This window comes from Streptosporangium sp. NPDC049376 (assembly GCF_044466505.1).
GTDB lineage: Bacteria > Actinomycetota > Actinomycetes > Streptosporangiales > Streptosporangiaceae > Streptosporangium.
Genome location: NZ_JBITMT010000029.1, coordinates 57,718 through 76,603, shown reverse-complemented (window position 1 = coordinate 76,603; position 18,886 = coordinate 57,718). Strand labels below are relative to the sequence as shown.

Annotated in this window: 17 protein-coding genes; 10 read left to right on the top strand and 7 right to left on the bottom strand. The window is 68.9% G+C overall.

Going from position 1 to position 18,886, the window contains the following annotated elements:
* The coding region (locus ACIBVQ_RS37745) for an NB-ARC domain-containing protein (protein ID WP_399183560.1) at positions 1–2,035 on the bottom strand (2,035 nt) is incomplete at its 3' end.
* A gap of 946 nt (positions 2,036–2,981) precedes the next feature.
* On the opposite strand from ACIBVQ_RS37745, the gene ACIBVQ_RS37740 reads away from it, so the two are divergent.
* Complete coding sequence (locus tag ACIBVQ_RS37740; protein ID WP_399183558.1) at positions 2,982–3,269, top strand: hypothetical protein; 288 nt, start codon at positions 2,982–2,984, stop codon at positions 3,267–3,269.
* Positions 3,270–3,372: 103 nt separating this feature from the next.
* Complete coding sequence (locus tag ACIBVQ_RS37735; RefSeq protein ID WP_399183556.1) at positions 3,373–3,774, top strand: ester cyclase; 402 nt, start codon at positions 3,373–3,375, stop codon at positions 3,772–3,774.
* 18 nt (positions 3,775–3,792) lie between these two features.
* On the opposite strand, the gene ACIBVQ_RS37730 is transcribed toward ACIBVQ_RS37735, so the two are convergent.
* From ACIBVQ_RS37730 to ACIBVQ_RS37720, 3 genes are all read right to left on the bottom strand, one after another.
* Positions 3,793–5,139: a DMT family transporter gene (locus ACIBVQ_RS37730; protein ID WP_399183554.1), complete on the bottom strand. Its 1,347-nt coding sequence runs from the start codon at positions 5,137–5,139 to the stop codon at positions 3,793–3,795.
* 414 nt (positions 5,140–5,553) lie between these two features.
* Positions 5,554–6,129, bottom strand: a complete 576-nt coding sequence (locus ACIBVQ_RS37725) for a hypothetical protein (RefSeq protein WP_386188967.1) — start codon at positions 6,127–6,129, stop codon at positions 5,554–5,556.
* The gene (locus tag ACIBVQ_RS37720) at positions 6,126–6,677 is read right to left on the bottom strand and encodes a sigma-70 family RNA polymerase sigma factor (RefSeq protein WP_352014815.1); all 552 of its coding nucleotides are present in this window, start codon (positions 6,675–6,677) and stop codon (positions 6,126–6,128) included. The genes ACIBVQ_RS37725 and ACIBVQ_RS37720 overlap by 4 nt, the downstream gene beginning before the upstream one ends.
* A gap of 124 nt (positions 6,678–6,801) precedes the next feature.
* Between ACIBVQ_RS37720 and ACIBVQ_RS37715 the strand changes: the two genes are divergently transcribed.
* From ACIBVQ_RS37715 to ACIBVQ_RS37700, 4 genes are all read left to right on the top strand, one after another.
* Positions 6,802–8,985: an NACHT domain-containing protein gene (locus ACIBVQ_RS37715; protein WP_399183551.1), complete on the top strand. Its 2,184-nt coding sequence runs from the start codon at positions 6,802–6,804 to the stop codon at positions 8,983–8,985.
* 27 nt (positions 8,986–9,012) lie between these two features.
* Positions 9,013–10,455, top strand: coding sequence for a hypothetical protein (locus ACIBVQ_RS37710; RefSeq protein WP_399183549.1), 1,443 nt, complete (start codon positions 9,013–9,015; stop codon positions 10,453–10,455).
* 307 nt (positions 10,456–10,762) lie between these two features.
* Positions 10,763–11,251, top strand: coding sequence for a hypothetical protein (locus ACIBVQ_RS37705; protein WP_399183547.1), 489 nt, complete (start codon positions 10,763–10,765; stop codon positions 11,249–11,251).
* Between the two features lie 153 nt (positions 11,252–11,404).
* The gene (locus tag ACIBVQ_RS37700) at positions 11,405–12,400 is read left to right on the top strand and encodes a helix-turn-helix domain-containing protein (RefSeq protein ID WP_362911123.1); all 996 of its coding nucleotides are present in this window, start codon (positions 11,405–11,407) and stop codon (positions 12,398–12,400) included.
* A gap of 456 nt (positions 12,401–12,856) precedes the next feature.
* Here ACIBVQ_RS37700 and ACIBVQ_RS37695 read toward each other — a convergent pair whose 3' ends face one another.
* Positions 12,857–14,233 carry an MFS transporter gene (locus ACIBVQ_RS37695; RefSeq protein WP_399183545.1) on the bottom strand — a complete coding sequence of 459 codons (1,377 nt, stop codon included), beginning with the start codon at positions 14,231–14,233 and terminating at the stop codon, positions 12,857–12,859.
* Positions 14,234–14,324: 91 nt separating this feature from the next.
* On the opposite strand from ACIBVQ_RS37695, the gene ACIBVQ_RS37690 reads away from it, so the two are divergent.
* Genes ACIBVQ_RS37690 through ACIBVQ_RS37680 form a run of 3 tightly spaced genes read left to right on the top strand, consistent with a single transcriptional unit; the run spans position 14,325 to position 17,239 of the window.
* Entirely contained in the window at positions 14,325–15,281 is a 957-nt protein-coding gene (locus tag ACIBVQ_RS37690; RefSeq protein ID WP_399183543.1) for an Lrp/AsnC family transcriptional regulator, read from the top strand.
* Positions 15,278–16,249: an RDD family protein gene (locus ACIBVQ_RS37685; protein WP_399183541.1), complete on the top strand. Its 972-nt coding sequence runs from the start codon at positions 15,278–15,280 to the stop codon at positions 16,247–16,249. Before ACIBVQ_RS37690 ends, ACIBVQ_RS37685 begins: the two co-directional genes overlap by 4 nt.
* Before the next feature lie 48 nt (positions 16,250–16,297).
* A complete protein-coding gene (locus ACIBVQ_RS37680) occupies positions 16,298–17,239 on the top strand; it encodes an NAD(P)/FAD-dependent oxidoreductase (protein ID WP_399183539.1) in 942 nt (313 codons plus the stop codon).
* A 108-nt stretch (positions 17,240–17,347) separates the two neighbouring features.
* On the opposite strand, the gene ACIBVQ_RS37675 is transcribed toward ACIBVQ_RS37680, so the two are convergent.
* Positions 17,348–17,722 carry a DUF1801 domain-containing protein gene (locus ACIBVQ_RS37675; protein ID WP_386188951.1) on the bottom strand — a complete coding sequence of 125 codons (375 nt, stop codon included), beginning with the start codon at positions 17,720–17,722 and terminating at the stop codon, positions 17,348–17,350.
* A 32-nt stretch (positions 17,723–17,754) separates the two neighbouring features.
* Positions 17,755–18,138, bottom strand: a complete 384-nt coding sequence (locus tag ACIBVQ_RS37670; protein WP_399183536.1) for a DUF1761 domain-containing protein — start codon at positions 18,136–18,138, stop codon at positions 17,755–17,757.
* Between the two features lie 95 nt (positions 18,139–18,233).
* Here ACIBVQ_RS37670 and ACIBVQ_RS37665 point away from each other — a divergent pair, with 95 nt between their 5' ends.
* Positions 18,234–18,869 (top strand): TetR/AcrR family transcriptional regulator, encoded by a 636-nt coding sequence (locus tag ACIBVQ_RS37665; RefSeq protein ID WP_362911130.1) that lies wholly within the window; start codon positions 18,234–18,236, stop codon positions 18,867–18,869.
* Positions 18,870–18,886: the final 17 nt, after the last annotated feature.

Sequence of the window (18,886 nt, the reverse complement as noted above, 5' to 3'; positions counted from 1 at the left end):
CTGGGGAGATCGCCACGGCGTTCACTCCGCCGGTGTGGCCGGTGAGGGTGGCTCGTGGGGTGCCGTCGGTGTTCCAGGTTCGTACGGTTCCGTCGTGGGAGGCGCTGGCCAGCCAGGAGCCGTCTGGGGAGATCGCCACGGCGTTCACTCCACCGATGTGGCCGGTCAGGGTGGCTCGCCAATGACCGTCGACTCCCCAGGTTCGCACCGCTCCGTCCTGGGAGGCGCTGGCCAGCCAGGAGCCGTCAGAGGAGATCGCCACCGCGTTCACTCCACCGATGCGGCCGGTCAGATTCCGGCTCGGGACAGAGCCGCCATTTTCCAGCATGGGCGGCAGCGGAAAAAGCACAGGATCGGTAAGAGAATATCGATGCCTGATCTGGTCCCGTAGATGGGGAAGAACGCTGAGGTGGGCCAGCCGATTGCTCCTGCTCAGCTTCGGCGATTCGAATGTGCCCAGCAGATGCCCAACCCGAGCGATCAGACGATGTGTGTCCGCCGCCTCCGCCGATTCGCAGCGGGTCAGATCGGTTTCCAGAGCCAACGGGCCTGCCTGGTCGAGTCTGGCCAGAATCCACCGGACGTCACTCACCAGAAGACCCAACTCCGCCTTACACCGTCCCTCACCAAGGTGGTAGGCCAGGTGATCCCACAGGAAGTGTTCCGCCGGGAGCCGCCACCACGCCCAGCCCCCGTTGTTCTCTTCGCCGTCGGCACCATTGCGGATCAGTGAGCGTGCCTCGCCGATCAACAACTGGTTCGTCGTCATCTGACGATGAGGGCCCAGGCCATGTTCGGAGTGGGCAAATGCCCTCACAACGTCGTGCAACGCTATGACCCGTTTGTTTCCGCCAACCCAGCGTAATGACAGCAGGGATAAACCGACCAGATCCTCACAGAGCCGATGTGACTGTTCAACGTTCAACCCCGCCGTCGCCTGCCACAACAGCGTCACCATCTCCAGGGGGATGTCGATGTCCTCGGCGAAGATCCCCAGCTCCAGGAACCGTTCCCGCTGATCGTTGTCCAGGGCCTCCAGGCTGTAGTCGATCGTGGCCTTGACCGCGGTCTCCCGCTGGCCGCTGTCGGTGATGTCCAGTGCCGCCGGACCGGTTCGGCGCAATCTGTCAACGACCTGCTCAGCGGCCACGTTCACCGCGGCGCCTCGCTCCACGTCCTCCAGCAGACGGGCGTTGACCAAGGTCAGCAGCAGCGGCCATCCACCCGCCACCTCCAGCAGTCGCCACCGCAGTTTCGGATGCATGGCCGGCAGGTCGCGGCCCAGCAACTGCGCCGCCACGGCGGGCGTCATCGCGTTCACTTCGATCTTGACCGAGCCAGGCGGCAGCGTCCGCGGCCGGTGGGTGGTGACCAGCAACCGTGACTGCCCCGCCACCGACAGGAACGGCTCAAGCTGGGCGCGGGTCCAGACATCGTCAACCACCAGCAACGTCCGCCCCTGCTCGGCCAACAGATCCGCCAGGTGATGGGACAGCTGTCTGACATCGGTGATCTGCGGGCGTTTTCCGGACACCGTTTCGCAGATACTGCCGACCAGTTCGGCGCCCTCGGCGCCGGTGCAGTCCTGTCCAAGGGTCACCCACACGATTCCACCGGTGAAGTGCCTGCGCACCCGACGGTCGTGGCAGGCCGCCACCGCCAACGACGTCTTGCCGAACCCGCCGGCTCCCCACAGAGCGGTCGTCCCTCCCGCCGCACCGGTCAGCTCCCGTACCACCACGTCCAGTTCGTCGCGAGACACCCACCCAGGCGGCTTGGGCTGAACCTGGAACGGCGTCCCGTTGACACGCCGGTCGGCCAGCCGAGGAACCAGCCAGGTCAACAACACCGCCACGAAACTCACCACGACCAGGCTGGTGATCCAGATCGTATGGTGGTCGGTCACCATCGAGGGCAGGTAGTCACTGACCACATTGACCGGCAGGCCTACCGCGATAGTGAGAACGACAAGTGTCCCCGTGGCCGCCTCCGCGGCATGCTTGTTACGACTCTCACGACTGTTGCGACGAGCCATACTCCACCTCGACGATGGCGGCCCCCGTCCGGCCAGGCATCTGATTTCGGCTCCCAACATATCCAGCCGGAAGCTTCTGGAGGGAGCGATTCGCGAGAGCCGCAAAACAACGTCGACTGTTATCCATGAATCTGGAGCATGGCCGGAAGCTTTTCCGGCGTGGGTTTTCCAGCGGTGACGTGGCGCGGCCGCCTAACTGTGGCAGGCGATCGACGGACCGGGATTCCAAAGGTATTCAGAGCCGTTCCAATCTGTCCGATACTGGGCCGTCTGTGCCTTTAATCCCCAGGATCGCGAGAAGGTCGATCCCCGGCCTGGTAGTACCATTCCAAGAGATTCTTCGACCAGGCGAGACCGTTCGGAGTTCGAATTCCGCGTTTCGCGGCGATCCCTTTCCCGTACCGGTGTGGAACCGCGCTCAGATCGACGTACGGCCTGCGGACCCGGAGCGCCCCGCGGGAACTCTCACGTCCGATCACCCGACGCGCATTGACCCCCGCTGTCCCAGTAGCCGAGTAATAGCATCCGGGCATGGACACGTCGTCTGATCTCGACCACGCGTTGGAGAATCTCTACGCGGCCTTCTCCCCGTATCCGCTTCCAGCCAAGATCGACGTGTGCTACCACTGTGTGTCCGAGGAGCAGGTTCGCGCCACGCGCGAGGCACCCCTGCGGACGCTCACCGCGTCCGTGTTGGGACCGTACGCCAACAACGCCATGTCCACCTGGGGTGAGGAAGGCGAGTTCAAGCACTTCCTTCCTCGGCTCCTTGAGCTGCTCATCATGGAAGAACTCAACGGCTTCCTGTACGCGGACATCACGATGATGAGAATCGGCAACGCGTGGAAAAGCTGGAAGCGGCCGGAGCGGGAGGCGATCATCGCCGTCTGCGACGCATGGTGGCGTCACCCTGAACCACTATCCGCGCGGCGTCGACGTCACGACGATGATCGAAATCATCGCCTATCATCTGGGATTGGACCTGGCTCCGTACCTGGCCGAGTGGGAGTCAGACAGCACCGAGGCCGCGGCCCGTCACATGGCGTGGCTCATGCATGGCCTCAACAGCAGCGTCGGCCATGACGCCGAGTGGTACGCGTTCCTGACCGACTGGATCACCGGGCCGACACCTGCGGCGATCATGGAACGCGCGTTCTTCGCCACCGGCTCGCCGAAAGTGCTCCAGGAACTCTTCGACGGACTCGAAAACCACCGCCTCTGGCGCGAGCACTGAGGCAGGCGCCTCGGGTACGGACTCGAACCACGATCGGGCATCGTCCACCCCTTGTCACGGACTGACCACCAAGGCCTGTTGGCCAGGAAGAAAGAGAGCACCTTTGAACGGCGACGCCACCATGCGGGCCCGGCGGGCCGTGAGCCGATACTTCGAGATGTGGAACACGGGTGACTCCTCGACGGCCGCCGAGATCCTGAGCCCCGACTGGATCGACCACGCCCATCCGGAGGTGGTCGGCGTCCAGGGAGTGCGCGAGGCGATCGAGCGGATCCGCACGGCACAGCCCGACCTGAGGTTCCAGATCGACGCCGTTCTTGGCGAGGGCGACCTCGTCGCCGCCGTTGGAGGCGTCGACGGGGCCGCACCCGGGCTGATCTGGCTTGTCCGGACGCACGACGGCAAGCTCGTCGAGATGTGGACCTACCGCGACAGCGGTGACCGGGGAAGGGCCGGGAATCCTGAACCTCTCGAAGAAGATTCGGCGTCCCGGCCCTCGCCGTGAGCCTGATTCCGTCGGCGGTCAGTCGGAGGGAGAACCGTTCGGCGCTTGACGGAAACGCCTCAGGTCCCGGCGGCTGTGGCGGTGGCGCAGGGTCGCCCGGTCGCCGTCGAGGATCAACGTCACATGCCTGATCAACGGGCCGCCGTGGCTGGGACGCAGGCGCAGGCGCAGTGTCCTCATGCGAAGGATCGGCCAGATCGGCCCGTTGTTCACGACCGCCTCCCACGCGGCCACCAGGACCGGCCGTATCTCCTCGAAACCTGGCAGGGGCCGTACCTCGCAATACGTGTGGGGAAAGTCGTCACCGGTCACCTCCAACTCCGCGACCGGCCTGCGTCCTCGTAACAGCACGAAAACCGTCATCGGGAATCCTCCAGACTCAAGCTCTCCCGCACGGGCGACGACCACCCGCCGGGGTCCTGCCTCGTCGGGACGATCGTGTCTCGTGACGGCCAGGACGACCACCGTCGAGAGCAGTACGGCCCCGCCGAGCAGGGCCAGGGCCGTGAGGCGCTCGCCGAGGAGGCACACCGCGATGACGGCCGCCGCCAGCGGCTCCACAAGCGTGACGATCGAGGCCGTGGTCGCGGGCACCGTCCGCAGCCCCGTGAAGAACAACCCGTACGCCAGGGCGCTGGGGAACAGTCCCAGGTAGGCCAGGAGGGCGCCGACCGTCACGGGGGTGCCCCGCTCGGGCAGGATCCCCAGGGCCAGCGCGAAGGGCAGCAGGCACACCGACCCGATGGCGAATCCGATCAGCGCGTTACCGACAGGGTCGTCGCCGCCCTCCTCGGATCCGATCACCTGGCTGAGCAGTGTGGTGCCCGCGTATCCGACGGCGGACAGCAGTGCCAGCCCCACGCCGAGGAGAGGGGCGCGGGCGGCCGAGCCGGGGGCCGGGTTCCCTCCGAACACCAGCGCCGTCAGGCCGGCCAGCGCCACGGCGATGACCAGGACCTTTCGGCCGCCGAGGCGCTCGGCCAGCCACAGCCGGGCGCCCAGGGCGACGAGAACCGGTCCGAATCCCAGGGTCACCACGGTGGTGACGGCGACACCGGCGAAGTTCACGGAGGCGAAGTAGGCCGTCTGGTAGACGGCCATTCCGGTGCCGGTCACGGTGAACCGCCACAGGCCTGACCTCAACCGGCCGACGAGGGAGGGGACACCCGGGGGGCGCGTCAGCGGCCAGGCCAGGGCGAGCGCGGCGGTGCCGCCGAAGAAGCGCCAGAACGACACCGTCAGCGGGTCGAGCCCGCTGGTCGAGTGGAGCACGGCGGCGACGACGCCGCCCGTTCCCCACGCGACGGCCGCCACGGCGATGTAGAACACGGCTCTGCCGATCGGCAGAGGACCTGAGTGAAGCACGATCATCTCCAGGGATCGCTGTCTCGACGGAATCCTCGGTCGCGGACAGCGAAGAGACACCCGGGTGTGATCAGCCGGGTGTGGAGACGCCGCCCGCTAGTGGGCGGGCGGCGGGGAGACGATCAAGTACATGACGGTGACTCTAACGCCTGCCGGTCAGCGGGCCGACGGGGTGGTCCGCATCCGATGACCACGGGCCGCCGACGCCGCACGGCTGACTGCTCGCGTCGTGGTGGGCCGGTGGTTCGTATTCGATGACCACGTGGCGCCGGGGTGGGTGGACGGTGGTCCGTACCCGAGGAACACGGATCGGATACGGACCACCGCGAAGCGTGAACCGGTCAGAGCATGGGACAGCCTCACAACCCGCCTCGCCGTACAGGGATCCGCGACGGCCTGACGATCGCGGGTGCGTCAGTTCGCGACGCGACCCTTCCAGGTGGGGTCGTCGACCGGGACGCACGGTCCGACCTGGCCGGTGATCAGGGACGCGGTCAGGCGCCACAGCATCTCGTACTTCTTCGTCTCGGCCGTCTCCTCCTGGTCGCCGGTGAACTCCAGCACCAGGGTCTGGTCCTGGCCGATGAGCAGGGGGTTGATGTCCAGGCCGCCCTTGACGATGCGGGCGGCCGCGTCGGCACCCGGCCCCATGGCCTTGCCGCCGACCTTGCCCCTGCCCTTCTCGCACTGCTTGCCCGGGGGCAGGTAGCTGACGTCGGCCCGGACACCGGCCTCGTTCAGGTCCCGCTCCAGCTGGTCGACGTCCTTGAACTCGTGGATCTGCACGTTGACCGTGCCGTCGGCCTTCTTGTTCACGGCGTAGGCGGGTGTTCCCGTCCCGGTCAGCACGGGGATCGCGACCGCCGCCGCTCCGGCGACGAGAACCGCCGCGCCACCGGCGAACAACCGGCGGGTGAGGCGGCGGCGCCGTTCGGCGCGGTCCATGATCTCGGCCTTGAGGTCCATAAGCAGCTGCTCCTCGTATCTCATCCTGATGCTCCACTCATGACGAAGGGCAGGTTCCGCAGTGTCCGGCGGGCTCGGTGCAGGCGCACCTTGGCGGTGCTCTGCCGGATGCCGAGGGCGAGCGCGGCCTCCGTGACCGTGAGCTGGTCGACGACGACCAGTTCCAGTACCGCGCGCTCCCCCTTCGGCAACTCGGCCATGGCCGTGAACATCCGCCTGGCCTCCCGCTCGGCGTCTATGCGCTCCTCCAGCGCGGCGACGTCGTCGGTGTCCAGATGACGACGTCCGCCGACCCGGTCCGTCAGCTGGTGCTGCCTGTACGCCCGACGTCGTTCGGCTGAGATCGTCTTGCGGGCCACCCCGTACAGCCAGGCGATCTCGGAACCCAGGTCGGCCCGGTAGGTGTGGGCCGAGTCGAGGACGGCCACGAACACCTCGGCCACGAGATCGGCCACGGTGTGCGGGTCGTCGACGCGACGGGCGAGGAAGCGGGTGACCGCATCGACATGTCGCCGATAGAAGGCGTCGAACGCCACAGGATCTGTGGCGATCTTCGCCTGTTTGCGAAGCACCGGTCATGCTCCCTTCGTCGATTCGTCCCTGCTTGGTGAGAATCGAGAAGAAGGGTTACATCCGCAGGTCACAGACTCGCCGAACTTCCTCTCGTCGATCCTGCCGGGGCATGACGATGAGGGCATGCGGAGACGCGTCCTCACCCAGGCGGGCCTCGCCCTGTTCGTCGGCGCCATGGCGGGCATGCTCCTCTACTTCTGGCGGACCGACCTGGAGACGGCCGACCAGCGGGCCAGCGTGCTCGGTCTGTTCGTCGCCGTGGCCGGTCTCGCCCTGACGGTCCACGGAACGCTCCGCGACCGCCGTACCCCGGCGTCCTCGCTGGTCACCGGGGAGACCGTCCGGGCGGCCAGGGAGGCGCTCGGGCTGCTGGTCGCCGAGCAGTGGCGCGAGGAGTCACGGGTCCGCTCGCTGAGCGACCCGCACCCGATCCCCGTCCGCTGGCGGCTGACCGAGGACGCCGGGTTGATGGACCATCCGCACCTGGTCGGGCCGGAGCCGCTGAGGTTCACCGTCTCCAGCGGTCAGGGGGCCGATCTGGCCCAGGCCTTCAGGAAACTGCACCGGCGGCGGCTGGTCATCACCGGCGGGCCGGGCAGTGGCAAGACCACCCTGGCCGTGCGGCTGCTGCTGGAGCTGCTCGACTCCGCCGCTCCCGGGGAGCCGGTGCCGGTGCTGGTGACCCTCACCGGCTGGGACCCCGCCGAGCGTCCCCGGCTGCATGACTGGCTCGCCGTACGGCTGGCACGGGACTACCCTGCGCTGACCTCGGCGTTCGGCGGCGGCGTCACCGGGGCGCTGGCCGGACAGGGACACGTGCTGCCCGTCCTGGACGGTCTGGACGAGCTGACCGGGGAGCACCGGGGCGCGGTGATCAGGGCGTTGAACGCCTCACTGGCCGACCGGGACGGGTTCGTGCTGACCAGCCGGGCCGACGAGCTGGCCGAGGCCGTGGCGGAGGCCGGGGACGTGCTCACCGCCGCGGCCGTCATCGCTCCCCTGCCGCTCTCCCCCTCCGTCGTCGCCGGGTACCTACGCGCCTGTCTGCCGCCGCGTCCCCGGCACAGCTGGTCCCCGGTCTTCACCGCGCTGGCCGAGGGCACGGCGCCGGGCCTGACGGAGGTCGCCTCGACCGCGCTCGGCCTGTGGCTGGTCCGCGCGGGCTACGTCGCCCCCGCCGCCGACCCCGCTCCGCTCACCGGCGACCTCGCCCAGGACCCCGACCGCCTGCGGGCGCACCTGCTGGACCGGCTGATCCCCGCCGCCGTCGCCTCCCGGCTGACCAGTCGCGACCCGGCCGAGCACTTCCGTCCCCGCAGGACCTGGGAGGCCGAACGGATGCGCGCCCACCTGGCCTACCTGGCCCGGTTGATGACCGCCGCCGACACCCGTGACCTGGCCTGGTGGCAGCTCGCCCGGCACACCGGCGCCGGAAGGCTCCGTACGGGCTTCCTGGCCGGGGTCGTGACCTCGACGGTCGCCTGGGTGGTGATCGGGTTCCTCGGCCGGTTGGTCTACGGCGTCGCGTCCGGGGAGCCGAACTGGCTGACCTACAACGGCCGGGGGTGGTTCCTGTCCGGCGTCTGGTTCGGGTTGCTGTTCGGGATCGTGTGCGCGTTCAAGATCAAAAAATGGTGTCGGGAGACACCGGGCTCCCTGTCCGGCGGGACCCGGCCTCGCGGCGGGCGCCGCAGGGGCGGGACGTTCAGAGGGGCCGCGGTCGGATTCGTGCTCGGGGTGGCCGTCGGGCTCGGATACGGCTCCGCCTCCGGTGCCCCGATCCTGGCCACGGCGCTGTTCGGGCTCGTCATCGGCCTTCTGTTCGGCCTCACGTCCGGACTGGTGTACGGGCTCTCGTCCGCGATCGCCGTACGGCTTGAGGCGCCGACGGCCGGTACGGCGGGCACTCCGTTGTCGAGTCTGCGGGACGACCGCGCTCTCAATCTCGTCCGCCTCGTCGTGCTCGACGTCGTGTTCACCGTGCTGTTCGGGCTCGCCTACGGGCTCCTGCCCGGGGCCGTCCCCGTGGCGGAGCACAGGGCCGTGGTCGGGGTCGTGAGCACGGTGGGGGTGGCGCTCATGTTCGGGCTGTTGTTCGCGGCCTCGGTGGGGGAGCACCACGGGTGGCCGGCCTATCTGGTCGCCACCCACCGGCTCGCCCGCCGTCGTCTGCTGCCCCGCGACCTGATGTCCTTCCTCGACGACGCGCACCGGCTCGGTCTGCTACGCACGGTGGGCCCGATCTACCAGTTCCGCCACGCGGCCCTCCAGGACCACCTCGCTTTATCGGCTGATAATCGGAAATAATGTTTTTGTCGCCATTATCATTTTTTGGTGCTTGAGCTGATCCTGGTGATGCTGATGGCGTTGGCGCTCGGCTCTGTGAGATTCGCCGTACGGTCCACTTCGAACGGCCGTCACACCCGTGTGTCCCGGTTTTACCTGCTCCGGGGTCTGGCTCTGTCGGCTTGCGCCTTCGCGGTGCTGATGTACACCGTGTGGTCGACTCACGAGGACCAGCACTACGACGACTTCGGGTCGGCGATGATGGCGCTGCTGGCCGCGACGAGCGCCGCGGTGTTCTTCGCGGGTCTCGGCCCGCTCATCCCATGGCTGCTGGGATCCCTGGTACGGCACACGGTACGGCTGCCATCGCTGATACGTCTGGCGGTCCGTGACCTGGCCGACAACCGGGTCAGGTCGGCCGCCGCCGTCGTGGTGACCATGGTGCTGACGGCCACCGCGGCCATCTTCATGACCGTCGCGGCTGCGGAGACGGCGCAGGAAAGGGTGAGGTATTTCCCGCAGGGGCGCCCCGGTGCCCTCCTGGTCGAGGTTTCCTCCGCGGAGGATGTGGCCGCCGTGCACGCGGCCGTCCAGCGGGAACTGCCCGGGGTGCCCATGGTGCGGAGCCTCCGCGCGGGCGCCTGGCACTTCATCCCGGACGTCGAGAATCTGGGACTGCCGGACTTCGAAGCCGTCACCCCGGTCGGCGTCTTCGGGGAGGGGGAACTGCTCCACTATCTGACCGGTGACCCGGCGACGCCGTACGACGAGAACACGGCCGTGGTGGTCACGTCCGACGACGTGAAGGCCGACACGGTGACGATCTCCTACGGTCCCCTTGAGGGGGCCGATGCGCTCTCGTCCAGGAACGTGCCCGCGATCGTCGTCAGGCCGACCGACCCCGAGGTGAAGGAGTTGTTCGTCCCGGCGAAGGTCATCAGGGATCTCGGCCATCAGCCGCAGCTGGACAGGCTGATCATCGACCCCTCCGCTCACCGTACTTCGCGGGCCGAACAGGAGCGGATCGACCGTCGGCTGGGCGACATCGCGACCACCTACGTCGAGCGTGGGTTCGAGCCCTCCACCGGCTGGCGTCCCATCGTCGCGGTGGCGGTCGTCCTCGCCCTCGGCGCCGCGTTGTTCGTGGGCAGGGGCGGCCCTCGGACGACGCGGGTGTTGTCCCGGCTCGGCGGTGGTTCCCCACGGCTGTTCGCCGCCTGCAGGGTGGGGATCGGTACGGCGTGCGGCACGGCGGTCGGCACGGTCACCGGATGCGTGGTCGGCCTGCTCCTGGCCTGGCCGTTCACCGCCCCGATCGAATGGGAGCCGGTACCGCGGGTCTCCTTCGAGACGCCATGGCTGTTGATCGCCGCCCTGCCCCTGGTCCTGTCCCTCCTGGCCGCGCTCATCGCCGCTCTCGCGCCGGTTCCTTCGAAGGAAGGGCCGTCTGGACGTCGCCTTTTCGGAAACCGGAACGTCATGGCTGGTTAGGAAAATAGCATTTTTATGGCGAGTGAGATGTATCATCCGCTATATGGATTTCGGTCAGAGTAAATCCATCTATGTGCGTCATAATGGGAAAATTCGTATTGGCGATGCCCCGGTTGACTACTGCGCCCAGCTCGTCAAGACGGATGCCGCCGCCAGGGCGCGAGCCCTCCGAGAGTCCATGGCGGCCATGGTCTCCGAGGTGCCGCAGATCGAAGGACCCCGCGACCCACGGGGGCGGACGCCGAGAACGGGTCCGCTTTCTCGGGCCGTTCGGTTTCTTCCTCCTGACGCTCGTGGGGCGGCCGAGGTGTCGGAGCTGTTGGAGCAGGACGACTGGGAGGCCGCTCTGCTCCTTCTTGAGGAGTCGGCCGAGGTGTTTCCCCAGCCGTCCGAGTTCTGGGACCTGCTGGCGGACGCGGCGCGCCTGCTGTGGTTTCACGACGATGCCCGGTGGTACGGCTGGCGGAGCGTCGAGGCCCGTGGCGGAGTCGTTCTCGCCGAGCTCCGTCTCGGGCCCAGGAGATCCCCCGTACCTTCTTGCGGGCTGCTCCGTCCCATGTGGGATGTCGGTCGGACCACGCCCGACGGCGATCCCCTGCTCGGCATCGCGGGCCTCTGGATCGACGGGGTGAGGTTCCTGGAGCCGGGTGGCCGCGGGGCGGCGAGGCTGATTCCCCTGACCTTCGGGTTCTGGAGACATCTCAGGCCGGGTGATGTCGTCACCATGCACGAGACCCGGGATCCCGTCGGAGTGGCGAGGGTGACCGAGATTCGCCTGCCCGTGAATCCCGGCTGAGGGTGGCCGTTTATTGAAGGCGCGGGCCGTCGGTGGCCGGGGGTTATACCGTGAAAAGGCCAGAATTGTTTCGCGCCGTGGGGGAGGTTTTTTCATGTGTGGCAATGGATTTTTAGCGGGTGAAAAAGAACCGCGAGTTCTGGGGAACGGGCGATGAGCGAGGTCGTTTTCCGCATCCATGATCTGCCCGCCGCCGACCGCTTCTCCCGGCGCCGGGAGACGACCGACGGTCCCCTGATGCCGATGGCCATCCGCAGTGACCACGAAGGGACGTTCCATGCCGTCCTGCGTCGGATCAGCCTCGGGGCGCTGTACCTGTCGCGGCTTTCGTCCCCGCCGTTGCGGGCCTGGCGCACCGACGTGCTGATCCGCCGTTCCGACGCCGAGACGTACTGTCTCTCGCTGCCCCTGCGCGGCGGCAAGGTGCTGGACCAGGGCGACCGCCGGGTGACCGCGGGCCCGAGGGACCTGCTCCTCTACGACGCGGCCCGGCCCTTCCACACCCGGCTGCTGGCCGACGCGACCGGCAGCAACGAGAGCATGATCCTGCACATTCCCAAGGCGTTGATGCCGCTGCCCGCCGACTCTCTGGTACGGCTCACCGGCCGGAGTCTTCCCTGCTCATCCGGGGTCGGTGCCCTGCTGCGCCGCCACATCATCGAGCTGGCCCGGCACACTCCCGGCTACAGCGTCGCCGACGCCGCCCGGCTGTCCACGATCACTCTGGACCTGGTCGCCGCGACCTGCGCCCATGTCCTCGAAGCGGGATCCTCCCCGCAGGCCGGGTCGTCCGGCCAGGCGTTGCGGGCGCGCATCCACGCCTTCATCCAACGGCACCTGAGCGATCCGGCCCTCAACGTCGAGACCATCGCGAACGCCCACCAGATCTCCACCCGCTACCTGCACCGGCTGTTCCAGGCCCAGGGAATCAGCGTGGCCGCCTGGATCCGGCGTTGCCGGCTGGACCGCTGTCGCCGCGACCTGTCCGACCCGGCCCTGCGCACCGTGCCGGTCCACGCCGTCGCCACCCGTTGGGGGTTCACCGACGGCGTGCAGTTCAGCCGGGTCTTCCGAGCCGCGCAGGGTGTTCCGCCGGGGGAGTTCCGGCGCCGGGCGCTCGAAGAGCCGGACACGTACGCCGTGGAGTAGTGCGCTCCTGGCAAACGATTGAGCGCTCACAGTCAATGACGCCCCTGCTCCCTCGCTGCGAGCATATGTACAGGTGCACCTGATCGTCTCAGGCGGAAACAGGGGCTGTACGGCCTCCACCACGGAACGAAACGCGAAACGAAACGCGGAGGAACGCGTGGGACGACGCGCGGGCAATGGGGGTGGAAACCCGATCGGCGGAGGCCGTACGAAAAACGCCTGACGTTTTGGGCGGCGTGGTCCGGCGTTTCTCGTGATTCGCCGGGCCGGTCGTTCACATGGCTCTCGGGAGGCGAGATGACAGTCACGCGGTCCGGCACGGCGGGGGCGGGGTTCCCGGCACAGGCGGATCCGGGCCTGGCCGCCGGGGGTTCATGGAGGTCCTGCGACGGGATCGGCGGTCTGAAGCCGCCTGATTCGTTGGAGCAGGAGGGGTAGGAGCGGGGAGGCTCCGCATCACCCGGGCGCACAGTCACATGGGGCGTGGCTGTGCGCCGTCCCGCCGGCTCGGGCCCCGAGCATGAGGGCGACGCTCAGGGTCAGGGCGGCGCCCAGGGCCAGGGAGACGACGAAGGGCGCCGTGAGGGACCGGGTGCCGAGATAGGCACCCCCGAGTACGGCCACGCCGAAAGTGCCGCCGAGTTGCTGGACCGCGTTCAGGAGACCGGCCGCCGAACCCGTCTCGTGGGGCCGTACCCGGGACAGCGCGACGGCGAAGAAGGGGACGGTGACCAGCCCGCCACCGAGACCGGAGACCCCCAGCGCGGCGGGCAGCCATGAGGGAACGGCGACACCCCAGACCAGTCCGGCCGCGAGCAGGACGATCCCGGCGAACATCAGCCCCGGACCCGTCCTGGGCAGCAACAGTTGCCCGGCCAGCAGCGACGAGACCGCCAGACCGGCAGAGAACGGCAGGACGGTGAGGCTGGAGGCGAGCACCGAGCGGTGCAGGCCGTCCTCGACGTGGAGGACCACGGTGAAGACGACGCCGGTCGACACGGCGAAGTACAGGACGCTTGAGGCCAGCGCGGCGGGGAACCCACGGTCGTGGAACAGGCTCGGCTCGAAGACCGGGTCCCGGCCGCTCGCGCCGCGTCGCCGTACGTGGGCGGCCAGTACGGCGGCGCCGAGGAAACCGGCGGCGAGCAGGACCCAGGACGTCCCGCCGTTGATCGTCGGGATGACGAAGGCCGCGGCGACGGCGCCGCTGAGCAGGAACCCCGGCACGTCGAGCCCGGGGCGGCGCGCGGGACGGTCCTCGTCGAGGAACCGGGCCCAGACCAGCGTGAGCAGTCCCAGCGGGACGTTGACCAGGAACACCGCCCGCCAGGAGAGTCCGGCGAGGTCGGCGTGGGTGATGAGCCCGCCCAGGACGGGACCCGCGACCGAGGTCAGTCCCATGACCGGCCCGATGAGGCTCAGCGCCCTGCCGAGCGCGGGGCCGTCGAAGGCCGCCCTGATCAGCCCGATGGTCTGCGGGACGACCAGACCGGCGAAACAGCCCTGGACGACCCGCGCGACGAGCAACGCCGTCATGGTCGGCGCCGCCGTACAGGCCGTGGAGGCGAGCAGGAAGCCGCACACGCCGATGACGAACAGACGCCGTCTGCCGTGGATGTCGCCGAGGCGACCGCCGGGGACCAGGGCGACGGCGAACGGGAGCGTGTAGGCGGCGGCGATCCACTGGGTGTCGGAGGCGGTGCCGTACAGGCCGGCCCTGATCACGGGGGCGGCGACGGTGGTGATCGTCGAGTCGAGCAGGTTCATGGCCTCGGCGACCAGGAGCCCGGTCAGGGCGATCCAGCGCCGCGTCGGGGTGGAGGAGGGACTCACCCGCACAGCATGAGAGGCGCCGTACGGTTCCAGACATGAAGCGGGCTCGAAGTGAGCGGAACGAGCACGAGACCGCGCTATAAGAGTGGTTGTGGACAGACTCGACCACCAGATCCTGCACGCCCTCGGAATCAACGGGAGGGTGTCGTTCCGCCGGCTCGCCGTGGCGCTCGGGGCGACCGAGCACACGGTCGCGCGGAGATACCGGGCGCTGGTCGAGCGCGGCGTCGTCCGTGTGGTTGCGGTGCCCACGCCGCGCGAGGAGGACATGGGGCAGATGCTCAGGCTCCACGTCCACCCGGGGTCGGCGGCCCGGCTGGCCGACGCGCTCGTCCGCCGCGACGACGTCTCCTGGGTCAGGACCGCGGGGGTCGGCTCCGAGATCATGTGCGGCGTCCGCGCGGCCTCCGCGGAACAACGCGACCACCTGATTCTCGACCAGCTGCCCAGGACGGGACGGGTCACCCGGGTCACCGCGTACGAACTGCTGCACCACTACCGGACGCCCGGTCACGCCGACTGGGAGGGCTTTCCCGACCCGCTCACCGAGCGGCAGCGTGAGCTGGTCGGGCCCGTCCCGGTGCCGGAGAACGTCCCCGGCCTGACCGCCCAGGACCGGGTCCTGCTGGACGCGCTGCGGCACGACGCCCGGCGCCCGGCCGCCGCCCTCGCCGCCGAGACCCACCAGCCCGAGTCGACCGTACGGCGCAGGCTCGACGTCCTGCTGCGTTCCGGGGCGATCCACATCGACCGGGACCTCGACCCGGCTCCCCTCGGCTGTCCGGTCAGCGCGACCCTCCACATCGACGTCGATCCCCGGCACCTGCGCACCGCGGGCGCCGCCCTCGCCCGGCACGCGCCGACGACCTTCGTGGCCGCGGTCACCGGGCCGGTCAACCTGTTCGCGGCCGTGGTGACCGCGACCGTTCGCGACCTCTACGAGTACGTCAGCACGACCCTGGCCGGCATCGACGGCGTGACCCACATCGAGACCGGCATCACCGGCCCCTACCTCAAACACACCCACCTGACCCGAAGGCCACGATGATGAACCACCGATTACCGAGAACGGCACTGCTGACCTGGGCGGCGGCCGTGGCCGTCGCGGCCTTCCCGACCTGGCAGGAGTGGCGTTTCCTGGCCCAACTCGGCAGCGGCGAGTTCCGGGTCTGCCTGGGTGATCTCTCATGGGACGCCTCCCCGTTGACCTCGTTGCGCGGTGATCTCGATCGGATCATGACGAACGTGTTGACGTGGGCGGTTCCGGCGGGACTGGTGCTGGTGGGGCTTCTCGCCTGCCTCGGCGGCCGGGACGCGCGAAGTGTCGGACGGCGGACGGCGGTGCTCCTCGTCCTGGTCGCGGTGGTCCAGCCGCTCACTCCCGACTATGCCTCCATCGACGGATGCGGCTCGATCCCCCTGTTCAGCGCCGAATGGGGTGACACGGTGCTGAACGTCCTGGGAGAGACCCAGATCTGCCTGCTGGGCGCCGCCGTGCTCGTCCTGGCGGCGAGCGCCGCCATGGAACGCCCTGCGGCCCCGTCCCCGTCCCCGTCCGGGGTGGCCTGGCGGCGGGCGGTGGCGCTCCTGGCCGACTACGCGATCATCCTCGTGGTCCTGACCATCGTCCCCCTGTTCGCCGGTGAGGACTTCCATCTGGACCACGGGTTGCTGAACCGGGCTCCCCTCTCACTGGACGACGTGGATCTCGAACAGCTGGTCATCCTGCCCACGGTCTTCCTGTACTTCTGGGGACAGCACGCCCTGTGGGGCAGGACGCCGGGCAAACGGCTGATGGGCATACACCTCGTCCACGCGGGTACGGCGAGGACGGCGCTGCGCGCGCTGCTCTTCCCGCTCCTGGTCTTCGTGCCGGTCCACGGGCCGCTCGTCCTCATCGTGGACGGGGCGTGGGCACTCCTCGACCCCGAAGGCCGGATGCTGCACGACCGGCTGACGGGCACCGAGGTTGCCTTGCTGTTTCAGCAAAGAGTTTTGCCAAAACTGGATGGATGATGCATCGTCGTAGGTGACGTTCTCTTCGTACACGTGAGGTGATCTCCCATGCAGAGCAAGCAGGACGGCTACGAGGTCGTGGTGGTCGGCGGCGGGATCGCGGGGCTGACCGCGGCGATGATCCTCGGGCGGTCGCGCCGCTCGGTCCTGGTGGTCGACGCGGGCGAGCAACGCAACACCCCGGCCGCGCACATGCAGGGCTACCCCTCACGCGACGGCACGCCACCGGGGGAGTTCCTGGCCGAGGTGCGCCGGGAGGTCGCCGCCTACGGCGTCGAGCTCGTCCGTGACCGGGTGACGGCGGCCGAGCCCGACGGGGACGGCGAGTTCGAGGTGACGCTCGGAGACGGCGGCCGGGTGCACGCCCGCCGCCTGGTCGTCGCCACCGGCCTCGTCGACGAGCTCCCCGACCTCCCCGGCGTCGCCGAACGGTGGGGCAGGGACGTGATCCACTGCCCCTACTGCCACGGCTGGGAGGTGCGCGACGAACCGATCGGCGTGCTGTACGGCAGGGCCACGGGCATCCACCAGGCGCTGTTGTTCGGTCAGCTCTCGAATGACGTGGTCCTGTTCTCCGGTGCCCACGAGCTCGCCGACTCCGACCTGCGGCTCCTCAGGGCGGCCGGGGTGCGCGTGGCCGACGGTGAGGTCGAGGAGGTCGTGGTCGAGGACGACCGCCTCACCGGAGTACGGCTCGCGGGCGGACAGGTGTTCCCGCGCTCGGTCGTGGTCGTGCCGACGCGCATGGTGCCCCGTGACGAGCTCCTCGCCAAGCTCGGCGCCCGGACGAAGGACACTCCGGCGGGGCCGTTCGTCGAGGTGGACCCCGTGGGACTGACCAGCGTGCCGGGCGTGTGGGCCGTGGGCAACGCCACCGGACCGGCCGAGCAGGTGGTGAACTCCGCCAGCGCCGGATACCGCGCCGCCGCCGCCGTCAACGCCGACCTGATCCACACCGACCTGGAACGCGCGGCCGCCCTGCTCGACTGACGGCCGTCCACGACGGGCTCCGGTCGCGGGCGAGGACGGGAAGCCGGACGGGTGACGTGCCTGTCCTGGGTCCCGGTGGAGTCGTCGCCCCCGCGGGGACCCCGCCGTCTACCTGGACTGATCCTTCAACCTGCGCCATCCGCCGGCGCGGTTGTCGGCGATGATCTGCCGGAACATGGCGGTGAGGGCAGGGGCGTTGATCGCCTCCCCTTCGCGGAAGGCCACCGTACGGGCGGTCTTGTTGTGGTGGCCGGCCGTGATGATGCCTTCGGGGTCGGGGACGATGCCGCCGTCGTACAGGAACACGTTGACATGGTCCTTGGCGGCGAGCAGCGCGCATACGTTGCCCTTGAGCACGAAATAGGGCCGGACCGTCCGCTTGACGGTCTCGGTGACCTCGGGGTCGGCGGCGTGGATCAGGTCTCGGACCTGCCGGCAGATGTCCTGCTGCCACCGGGGCAGGGCCTCGATGTAGTCGTCCACGCGCGGGTCCGTCTCATAGGGCCGTACGTCGTTCACAACCAGGCCCCCACGATCGCCGAGATGACGAGGACTTTGACCAGCCAGTCACCGGCGTGCAGCGCCGCGGTGACGGCGGGTGTCCTCTCCCACATCATGGAGCCGGTGAGCAGCACCGCCGGGAACCCGGCCCAGAGCACCAGGCCGAGTACCACCGCCGACCACACGTCGGTGAGGCCGGCGTACCGGGCCAGGCCCGCGATCACCGCGGCGACCACGAGGCCGCGCGCCAGCTCCAGAAGGATCTTCAGCGGCGGCGGCCGGTCGCCCCGATCCGGGGCGCGCTCACCCAGCAGACGTTTCTCGGTCGGGGTGAGCAGGGCGTAGTAAGTCGAACTGAGCACGAACGCCACGATCGACGCGGCGATGACGGAGATCACGCTACCCACGGTTCACCTCCAAGTAAACTAAACGGTACCGTTTATGCTGGCTGTAAACTAAACCGGGTAGTGTTCTCTGTCAAGGAGGTAGTTCGTTGACCGCTTCGACACGGGCCGAGGCCCGCTCGGCGCGCAAGCGCCAGGAGATCCTCACGGCCGCGCGGGCGGTGTTCACCGCCCACGGCTACGTCGGCACGAGCATGGACGCGGTGGCCGCCGCGGCGGGCGCCTCGAAGCGCACGGTGTACCAGTACTTCGCCGACAAGGAGGAACTGTTCACCGGCGTCGTGCTGGACACCGTCGATCGTGGTTACGAGTACTTCAAGCCCGCGATTCGCACGCTCGCGGAGACCGACGACCTTGAGACCGCCTTGCGGGACCACGCCCGGATGACGCTCACCGGGTTGACGGACCGGGAGATCCTGCAGATGCGACGCCTCGTCATCGCCGAGGCGGAGCGCTTCCCGGCCGTTGGACGTGAGTACTTCGAGCGGAGCTGGGGCCGCACCCTGAAGCTCCTGGCGGAGACCTTCGCGAAGCTCGCCGAGCGTGGCCTGCTGAACGTCCCCGACCCCGAGCGTGCCGCCTACATGTTCACCTGGCTGGTCGTCTCGATCCCCACCAACCGGGCCGCCTTCCTGGGCGACGAGGCCGTCGGCTCTCCTGAGGAGCTGACCGCCCTGGCCGACGAGGGCGTCCGCGTCTTCCTCGCCGCCTTCGCCCCCCGGTAGCGCGGGGGAGCGGCTCC

Excerpts from the sequence above, each read along its gene's own strand:
- ACIBVQ_RS37715 (WP_399183551.1), top strand. The coding sequence starts at position 6,802 with ATGCGGAGACGCGTCCTCACCCAGGCGGGCCTCGCCCTGTTCGTCGGC.
- ACIBVQ_RS37700 (WP_362911123.1), top strand. The coding sequence starts at position 11,405 with ATGAGCGAGGTCGTTTTCCGCATCCATGATCTGCCCGCCGCCGACCGC.
- ACIBVQ_RS37680 (WP_399183539.1), top strand. The coding sequence starts at position 16,298 with ATGCAGAGCAAGCAGGACGGCTACGAGGTCGTGGTGGTCGGCGGCGGG.
- ACIBVQ_RS37725 (WP_386188967.1), bottom strand. The coding sequence starts at position 6,129 with ATGAGATACGAGGAGCAGCTGCTTATGGACCTCAAGGCCGAGATCATG.
- ACIBVQ_RS37740 (WP_399183558.1), top strand. The coding sequence starts at position 2,982 with ATGATCGAAATCATCGCCTATCATCTGGGATTGGACCTGGCTCCGTAC.
- ACIBVQ_RS37685 (WP_399183541.1), top strand. The coding sequence starts at position 15,278 with ATGATGAACCACCGATTACCGAGAACGGCACTGCTGACCTGGGCGGCG.